We start from the raw sequence: 7767 nt of genomic DNA on the forward strand, positions 1-7767 counted from the left end.
TACCTTTGGCGACTTCAAGGTGCTGGAATTTCAGTTTGCAGCTATTCAGTTAAATCGCTTAAATTGGCGAGATTTTCTCACACAGCCAAATCCGGTGGCAGCAGCATTGATGGCGAAGATGAATATTCGGCGTGAGGAACGTCCCTTTGTCAAGGCAGAATGTTTGCGGCTGCTGGCGACGTTAAAGTTAGACCCAGCACGGATGCAATTGATCTCAGGGTTTGTTGATACGTATTTGAGGCTCGACGATACTGAGAAACAGGTCTTTCAAGCGGCAATCAGTACAATGGGATTAGATGAACAGGAGGAAATTATGGAGATTGTAACCAGTTGGCAACAGGAAGCTTTGCAAAAAGTTGCGGTAAACTTATTGCGCGAGGGTCTAGCTATTGAAGTAATCATACGGGTAACAGGTTTAACGGTGGAGCAAGTTCAGCAGTTACAGGCACATCTGTCTCAAGAAAATTAATCTCAGTAGACATTCATGTATCATCATTGAGGTGTAAATTGTTGTTAGAGTTTTTTATCTTGAAAAAAGCATAAATCTTCTATGCCTCGAAAAACCCTACCTCCATTCCACTCGACTCTTGCAACTCCACTGGCTCTCTCCCAATTACATACTACATATCCGCTTACAATTTTTAGAAAAATCACACCAATCATTACTCAAACAGATTAAGAGAAAACGGACAGAACTGAATAAGTTGTCCCAATTAATGAGATAGTAATTGATTTTTATTAGCAGGTTTTCGCTTGATTTGTAGATTTGTAGCTCATCTAATCAAATTCAAATGGATTTTACAGAATTATGGCAATTCAGAAACATAATTTACTTAATCACGGATGTTTCCTTAATTCCACAAGTAAAAAGATAATTGTCAATTTAGCCACAGGTGATATCTTAAATCTAATAACCCAAGAATTAAAAACTCGTTACTCACCAGAAACTCAAAAACTTGTCCTCGAAGAGAGTTCAAAGTTACTACCTGATTTAGTATTTCAAGAAATGTTACAGCGTCAACAGCAGGTAGTTAATGTTAACCCTGATAGTTTAATTGTGGTTAACTGTGCGTTCCAAGAGACAGAGCTTGATGAGTTTGGGTTTAATTTAAATGTCGAAGTATATTTTGTGATTGCAGATGTCAAAGGTCAAAATCACTTTCGTGCTAATCGGATAGTCCTTTGGTCAGATATCTGGGGTGATGAAGAACAGCTTTTCGATTTAGAAGATGAGCTAGGTGAGCAATTTTGGACAGATTACCAAATCCAGTTACTCTTTGATGATAAAAATCAGCAAACAATTGAATTAGAAGTATCACAAACAGATGATTATGGCGCGAGGTTAGAATTTTACCCATCACTGAAAAGGTTTTCACCATCCATAGTTCCCTTTACGGATAATGACTTTTAAAATTTTCAAATCACATCAGAATTAACAGACTCCTTATGCTGTTTTCTCTTTGCCACTAGACGCTTTTCATACAGTTTCAGCCGTTGATGATTTTGCTCGTTCATATCATATAATCCGGGATCTTGCTGATATGTGTAGGAATCGCAGTGGTCAACAGCAGCGCTGTGATCAGTATCAGGTGAGAGTGCCTTACCCGGAGTCGGCAGGGCATTTTCATATCCTTCATACCCGACCCCATAAGAGGTAGGAACATAGGGAGGAGCAGGAGGGTCAGTTCCATATCCGGCATATCCAACCCCGGAAGAGGTGGGAGTATCATTAGGGGCCTTCGTTTCAGTTCCATATCCGGCGTATCCAACCCCAGAAGAGATGGGAGTGTCATTAGGGGCCTTCGTTTCAGTTCCATATCCGGCGTATCCAACCCCAGAAGAGTCAAAGACACTAAATGAAGATGAAAGACGGTAGACTTGTCTGACCCGATGTTCATAATCAAAATCAACAGTCATACCATCCGTAAACTCAGGTAGCGCTTCTACCTGGGCTTTAGTGAGGTTGACTGCATAGACCCGGTGGGTATCATAGTCTACCTGGGAACATCCGATTGGCAGCAGAACTTTTTTGCCAAAAATCCAGATGCCTGTGTTTATAACCAGATAACGAATGTGCCCATCATCATCAACCAAAAGGTCGTCAGCAGAGCCAATTTTTTCGTCTTTGGAGTAAAGGTCAAACCCCTGAAGATGCTCCTGAGAATCCTGTTGATGATAATTGGCATCAAAATCTTCGATTTTATGAACAGACATAATGTCTTTTGTCCTCCGTTTTTTCTGGCTTCAATTCATAGACTGAGGTGGAACCAAACCGATGTTCATATTTAAGGAATCATTATCCCAAATCCACTCCAGCCCAATGATCGCAGCTAGCTGCTAGTTTACTGCCTCTCTCAAGGATGAGATTTTGATTCTAGATGCACCCGATTGGGTAGAGTGGATGGCGTGAATCATCTGTTAATTGCCGTGTTTGACTGACAGTTTCTACGTCTTTAGATACAACTTTATTTAATGAAAGAGAGATTAATCAGAGATTAATGAGATATTAAGTTGAAAAACAGTTCTTCAAATAGAAACCTATGACAACCTCGCAAGAGCTTCAATCTCTTTTTAATACCTTAGATAGCGATCAAGACGGCAAAATCTCCATTAATGAGCTTTTTTTAAGCCCTGGTTTAAGTGCAATCATCTCGGCCCAAACAGGTATCAGTAGCCCCCAGGAATTGCTAGCTATGCATGGAGATAAAGACGGTAGTATCTCCTTTGAAGAGTTAAAGGAAGTAGTCAAAAAAGCAAGTAATTTAACCTAGCAGTCAAAAACCAAATACCCAATACCCAAAACTACAGAATTATAATTTTTCGACTCGCGGGTATTGGGTATAATTTAAAACTGGATTTTCCGCTTTTACTGAGAGTTAACTGGATTCTAGGAACCATTGGTTCCCAACAGATAAACTGCACAGTCGGTGATTTTATGACCATTACCAGGAGGCTGATTGGGCAAAGCTTGGAAGTCGCCCGTTTCAGCTTTTCAAGCGTGCCATAAGACTCTGAATGCAACTAACCACCACAACTTAGAGCAGTGGGAACAGCCGCTCAGACTTACAAAAACAGCGTACGCTCTTGGTAGTGAAAATCAGTAGATTGATTTAGTTGTTGTGAAGCGATTTTCAATCTTTCAGCGATCGCCATAGCATTAACTCAATCAGTTGCTACTATGAACAGATATACAGAAACTATATACCGAAACAGAATCATCCTACTAGAAAGTTCAAGTCAGAACATCAACCACATCAAAAGCCCCTTTAACAGGGGCATTTTTATTAAGAAGGGGAAGGGGGAAAGGTAAACATCTCGCTCTGACAGGGCGACCTATTCACACCAGGGCAATTAGTAATACAATCAGGGGCGTGAGTTCGCCCTGGAACGAGTATGACCGATGCCAACCCCCAAACCGAATATGATTCGCCGTGGAAACAAATACTACAACTCTATTTTGAAGACTTCATGCTGTTTTTCTTTCCGCAAGCACATAGGGAAATAGATTGGACTCGACAGCCTGAGTTCTTGGACAAAGAATTAGAGCAGGTGGTGCGCGATGCCGAACTGGGGAAGCGAGTAGCGGATAAGCTGGTAAAAATATACCGCATTGGTGGTGAAGAATCCTGGATACTGATACATCTAGAAATCCAAACAAGAGTCAGAGTCAGACTTTAGCGAAAGGATGTTTATCTACAACTACCGCATCTACGATAGATATAAGCGAACTGTTGCATCCTTAGCGATTCTAGGTGATGAGCATATTAATTGGCGACCAAATCGGTTTGGTTACGAGTTGTTTGGCACTAAAGTTGAGTTTCAATTTCCAATTGTCAAATTCAGTAGACCGAAAACTTTTGCGATCGCTCTGTGATGGATACTTGCGAACCTGATTATTGCCTAAAAAACTGTACTTTTTGATACAACTTTGGGAAGATTTGTTGAGAGATATTATATAAGCAAAACTAATATTTTTAAGACTAAGGTAAGGGTAGCTCTCGCACCAGAACAATCTTCTGGTGCTGGTCTTGGAATTTTTGTAAAATATTGGGGTGAAGAAGCAAAATTTTTGACGATTAGGATTAATTAGTTTGGCTATGACTGCAACTACCCCAGTTCTAACTGATAGTAAAACTTTGAACGAAGTAGTGAACTGTTTAACTGAAAATATTCCAATTCCGACTCAAGGCAAGTGTGAACAAAAAAATATCTTTGAAATTCTAATTAGGGCAGCCACCCAAAGAGATAGCATAGAAAACACAAGTAAAGTATTAAAAAATGTTCCCACAAGTAATGATATTCGTTATCATTTGGAGAAATATTCAGACCTGAACTCTCTGGAATCAGATTTAAATACTGCACTTTCTTTGTCGCTTACCAGATGGTATTCAAAAAGTCCAATGCAAAATTGCTATCGATTTTAACTTAATTCCATATTATGGTGAACCATCATCATCAGAAGCACCATACATTTATAGAAGTCAAGCAAAAAGTGGCACTTGTTCTTTTTATGCCTACGCTACTGTCTATGTAATTAAAAAGAATAAACGAGTTACCTTAGCTATTAAAGCTGTTCAACAACAAAATACTTTAGTAGCAATTATTACTTATCTTTTAGCTCTGATTGAGCCTTTGAAGCTTAAAATAGAACGATTGTATTTAGACCGGGAATTCTTCTGTGTGCCAGTCATCAGATGGTTACAAGCTCTTGATATCCCCTTTGAAATGCCAGTAATTATTCGAGGTAAACATGGCGGTACTAGACAATTAATTAGAGGTAGGCGCAGTTATAAAACAACTTACACTTTAAACAGCGATAAATATGGCTCAGTCACTTTTCATGTATGGATAATTTGTACATATAAAAATGGTAAAAGGCGAGCGCATGGGCGAGAGTTTTTTATTTACGCAGTCTATAAAGTGCAGTTATCTTTACACCTGATACATGATGACTATCGTCTTCGTTTTGGGATTGAGAGTAGCTATCGGATGAAAAATCAGTGCCGAATTAAAACTACTATTAAAAATCCTATTATTCGGCTTTTATTTGTAGCTTTGGCATTTTTAATTATTAATATTTGGATTTATCTAGTATGGCATTATCTTAGCCGTTTAAAAAGAAGCTCTCGACAAGTTCTTTCTCACTTATTTACTCTCAAACAGATGCTTGAATTTCTACGTCAAGCCGTAGACCGCAACTATGGGGTAGCCTGCGAAGTTTGTTTACCATCTGGCTGATTTTGGTTCATTTTCGGGGCTTATCAATAAATAAAACTTATTATAAAGCCAAAGCAATCAGCTTTTTTATATTCCGCCAAAAACGGTATCGTACACTACTATTTTTTAGCGATCGCAAAACTTTTCGGTCTACTGACTTTGACTATCGATTATTGCTTCAGATGGACTTGGATGCCGTTCCTGCTCTATCCGTACCCACTGCCTGAGACTGTCATGCATTTTCTGCCATGTCCCATCTTTGCGCCAGTTGCGAAAATAGGTGTATACCGTCTGCCAAGCAGGAAAGTCGCCAGGTAACCCTCGCCATCTTACTCCTTCTACCAGGACATAGAGAATTGCGTTCAAGACTTGCCACATATCGACAGAGCGCTTGCGACCTCCGGGTTTTGCTTCTGGAATCATGTCACTCAGAAATTCATATTGAGTGCGCGTTAAGTTACTGGGGTATGCTTTACTCATGTTGCTCTTGAGGTGCTGTTTATTATCCATTCACAGCTTATACTGAGAGAGCTTTTTTACAACCTGAGAGACTTTTCAAACACCCTCTTAACTCGACTTTATCCAAAATTAAGAACTCGGTTTTCTTTATGCGGCAAAAACCCTGGCTTTTTAGCAAATACTTTTTCCACTCTACAGGTTATCCATAAAATTCAAAAACTAAAACTACCGTTCCACAAAGGTTTCAACTTCAGCGTTCACGTAGCGAAAAAAATGGATAAAGTCGAGCTTAAAGCATCAGGTGAAGGGTATTTATTAACCTCAATAAATAATTGTCTTTCTAGGAGGCGATCGCTGCTATTAAACTGTAAAATTCTGGTTGTGACTTCCCCAATATCTGTTAAAGGTTGAATCATTGTATCTTCAAGACGAAAATGCTCAGACCATTGTTCTCGTCTCGGATTAAAAAATCTCACCAGATCACCTGTGCGCCAAATAATTGACCCTAAATCTGTGCCTTTATTAAGGTTACAATACAGACAAGCATAGGCTAAATTTTCGGCAGTTGTTTCACCCCCATGCTTAACACTAATAATGTGGTCAAATTGACACCCACCGCTATCTTGTTCAGAGATCAGACAATATTCACACAAAAAATCAGCCCGGTTACTGACTAATTGTTTTAATTCTTTAGTCATGTAGAGTCGAGGCATAATTAATCTCTCTTTAGTGAGAAACAGACCGAAGGTAGTGATGAGCTTTAGCTTTGGCCAATCTAATTAGATGCTCAACCACTAAAAACTCTTCGAGTTCAGTTTTTTCAAAAGGGGATAAATCTGCTATTTTGGCGCGTTCAACTAAATCTTCTATCTGTTCTTTCGCTGCTTCAGAAAATTGAAAATTAGTCACATTTTCTGGGCTAGTTCCTTGAGCTATAAAATCAATAAACTCATCGTAGATTTTCTGAGGTTTTACTAAAGTCGTCATGTTCTCGTCGCCAGTTGCAAGCGGGATTGACGATTCTATTATAAACAATCAAGCGGTAGAATTGGGGAAATCAATAAAAATGGTTGTCCATCTGTAAGTTTTGATGAACATTTGTAAAATAAATGCCAAAAATAGTAATAAACCGGACGCAGAAGAAAGCCCAATACTACGTAGAAGACTTGGGCAACGGAATTAAGTTAGATATGATGCTGATCAACAGTGGCAGTTTTATGATGGGTTCACCAGAGGATGAACTAGAGCGGAGCGATTCAGAAAGTCCTCAGCATTTAGTAACTATTCAGAATTTTTGCATGGGTAAATATCCAGTCACTCAAGCACAGTGGAAAGCCGTAGCAGCACTACCACAAGTAAACATTGAGCTAGAAGCTGACCCATCGCATTTCAAAGGGGATCAACGACCTGTAGAGTGCGTTTCCTGGTATGATACGGTTGAGTTTTGCGATCGCCTTGCTGCCCATACAAAAAGGCAGTATCGGCTACCCACTGAAGCAGAATGGGAATATGCGTGTAGAGCGGGAACTACCACCCCATTTCACTTTGGCGAGACAATCACAACTGATCTTGCCAATTACAGGGGTACAGATAACGAAGAATATAAATGGTCGGGTTCTTATGGACGAGGGCCAAAAGGTATCTATCGAGAAGAGACTACGCCTGTGGGCAGTTTTGAGGTAGCTAACACCTTTGGACTATACGATATGCACGGAAACGTCTGGGAAGGGAGCAATGCGATTTTGTGAGGTCAGGCAAAAAAAGGTGCGATCGCTAATCGGCTTTCCCAGTACAAAACATATATTATTTACATATTAACGAGTATTAATACTTAAGAATAGGTATTTGATGAAGAGCGTTCGTGACAGGTGTTTGGATCTGCGCTTATTAAATATTGTTTTGATTCCTAATATATGCGAACAATACTTTTTTCATTCTGCACAAAAAAAGGTAAAATTCACTATTGGTAATCGTTTTGAGGCGAGTATATCAACATAAATGAAAAAAAATATAAATGCAAATTTGGATTTAGCCAAATCGTTGAAAGACTTTGAAGCTCAGGTTACTAAACTTTTAGAATTGACAAATGTT

Annotated in this window: 9 protein-coding genes and 4 pseudogenes; 9 read left to right on the top strand and 4 right to left on the bottom strand. The window is 39.3% G+C overall.

Features of this window, described 5'->3' with window-relative positions:
- The 3 genes and pseudogenes from LC605_RS29560 to LC605_RS29570 form a co-directional block, all read left to right on the top strand.
- Positions 1-469 (top strand): annotated as a pseudogene (locus tag LC605_RS29560) (hypothetical protein); the annotation flags it as partial.
- An 81-nt stretch (positions 470-550) separates the two neighbouring features.
- A pseudogene (locus LC605_RS29565) lies at positions 551-701 on the top strand (molecular chaperone DnaJ); the annotation flags it as partial.
- Positions 702-808: 107 nt separating this feature from the next.
- On the top strand, positions 809-1411 hold the full coding sequence (locus tag LC605_RS29570; protein WP_229551001.1) for a hypothetical protein: 603 nt from the start codon (positions 809-811) through the stop codon (positions 1409-1411).
- A 5-nt stretch (positions 1412-1416) separates the two neighbouring features.
- Here the strand turns inward: LC605_RS29570 and LC605_RS29575 are convergent, their stop codons facing one another.
- The gene (locus tag LC605_RS29575; protein WP_229551002.1) at positions 1417-2214 is read right to left on the bottom strand and encodes a PRC-barrel domain-containing protein; all 798 of its coding nucleotides are present in this window, start codon (positions 2212-2214) and stop codon (positions 1417-1419) included.
- 326 nt (positions 2215-2540) lie between these two features.
- On the opposite strand from LC605_RS29575, the gene LC605_RS29580 reads away from it, so the two are divergent.
- The 5 genes from LC605_RS29580 (at position 2541) to LC605_RS29595 (ending at position 5238) form a co-directional block, all read left to right on the top strand.
- A complete protein-coding gene (locus LC605_RS29580) occupies positions 2541-2771 on the top strand; it encodes an EF-hand domain-containing protein (protein ID WP_229551003.1) in 231 nt (76 codons plus the stop codon).
- Between the two features lie 622 nt (positions 2772-3393).
- Positions 3394-3678, top strand: coding sequence for a hypothetical protein (locus tag LC605_RS33315; protein WP_306426889.1), 285 nt, complete (start codon positions 3394-3396; stop codon positions 3676-3678).
- Between the two features lie 7 nt (positions 3679-3685).
- Positions 3686-3874 carry a hypothetical protein gene (locus LC605_RS33320; protein WP_306426890.1) on the top strand — a complete coding sequence of 63 codons (189 nt, stop codon included), beginning with the start codon at positions 3686-3688 and terminating at the stop codon, positions 3872-3874.
- Between the two features lie 217 nt (positions 3875-4091).
- On the top strand, positions 4092-4424 hold the full coding sequence (locus tag LC605_RS29590; RefSeq protein WP_229551004.1) for a hypothetical protein: 333 nt from the start codon (positions 4092-4094) through the stop codon (positions 4422-4424).
- Positions 4425-4428: 4 nt separating this feature from the next.
- Positions 4429-5238: a transposase gene (locus tag LC605_RS29595; RefSeq protein ID WP_229551007.1), complete on the top strand. Its 810-nt coding sequence runs from the start codon at positions 4429-4431 to the stop codon at positions 5236-5238.
- Positions 5239-5373: 135 nt separating this feature from the next.
- Here LC605_RS29595 and LC605_RS29600 read toward each other — a convergent pair.
- The 3 genes and pseudogenes from LC605_RS29600 to LC605_RS29610 form a co-directional block, all read right to left on the bottom strand.
- A pseudogene (locus LC605_RS29600) lies at positions 5374-5697 on the bottom strand (transposase); the annotation flags it as partial.
- A 236-nt stretch (positions 5698-5933) separates the two neighbouring features.
- Positions 5934-6389, bottom strand: a complete 456-nt coding sequence (locus tag LC605_RS29605) for an HNH endonuclease (RefSeq protein ID WP_229551005.1) — start codon at positions 6387-6389, stop codon at positions 5934-5936.
- 13 nt (positions 6390-6402) lie between these two features.
- Complete coding sequence (locus LC605_RS29610; RefSeq protein ID WP_229551006.1) at positions 6403-6663, bottom strand: hypothetical protein; 261 nt, start codon at positions 6661-6663, stop codon at positions 6403-6405.
- Between the two features lie 122 nt (positions 6664-6785).
- Here LC605_RS29610 and LC605_RS29615 point away from each other — a divergent pair.
- Positions 6786-7403, top strand: a pseudogene (locus tag LC605_RS29615) (formylglycine-generating enzyme family protein); the annotation flags it as partial.
- Between the last annotated feature and the right edge of the window lie 364 nt (positions 7404-7767).

The sequence above is a fragment of the Nostoc sp. CHAB 5836 genome, from assembly GCF_020829445.1.
GTDB lineage: Bacteria > Cyanobacteriota > Cyanobacteriia > Cyanobacteriales > Nostocaceae > Nostoc.

Coding starts and splice junctions, on each gene's coding strand:
- LC605_RS29570 (WP_229551001.1), top strand. CDS start 809: ATGGCAATTCAGAAACATAATTTACTTAATCACGGATGTTTCCTTAAT.
- LC605_RS29575 (WP_229551002.1), bottom strand. CDS start 2,214: ATGTCTGTTCATAAAATCGAAGATTTTGATGCCAATTATCATCAACAG.
- LC605_RS29580 (WP_229551003.1), top strand. CDS start 2,541: ATGACAACCTCGCAAGAGCTTCAATCTCTTTTTAATACCTTAGATAGC.
- LC605_RS33315 (WP_306426889.1), top strand. CDS start 3,394: ATGACCGATGCCAACCCCCAAACCGAATATGATTCGCCGTGGAAACAA.
- LC605_RS33320 (WP_306426890.1), top strand. CDS start 3,686: ATGTTTATCTACAACTACCGCATCTACGATAGATATAAGCGAACTGTT.
- LC605_RS29605 (WP_229551005.1), bottom strand. CDS start 6,389: ATGCCTCGACTCTACATGACTAAAGAATTAAAACAATTAGTCAGTAAC.
- LC605_RS29610 (WP_229551006.1), bottom strand. CDS start 6,663: ATGACGACTTTAGTAAAACCTCAGAAAATCTACGATGAGTTTATTGAT.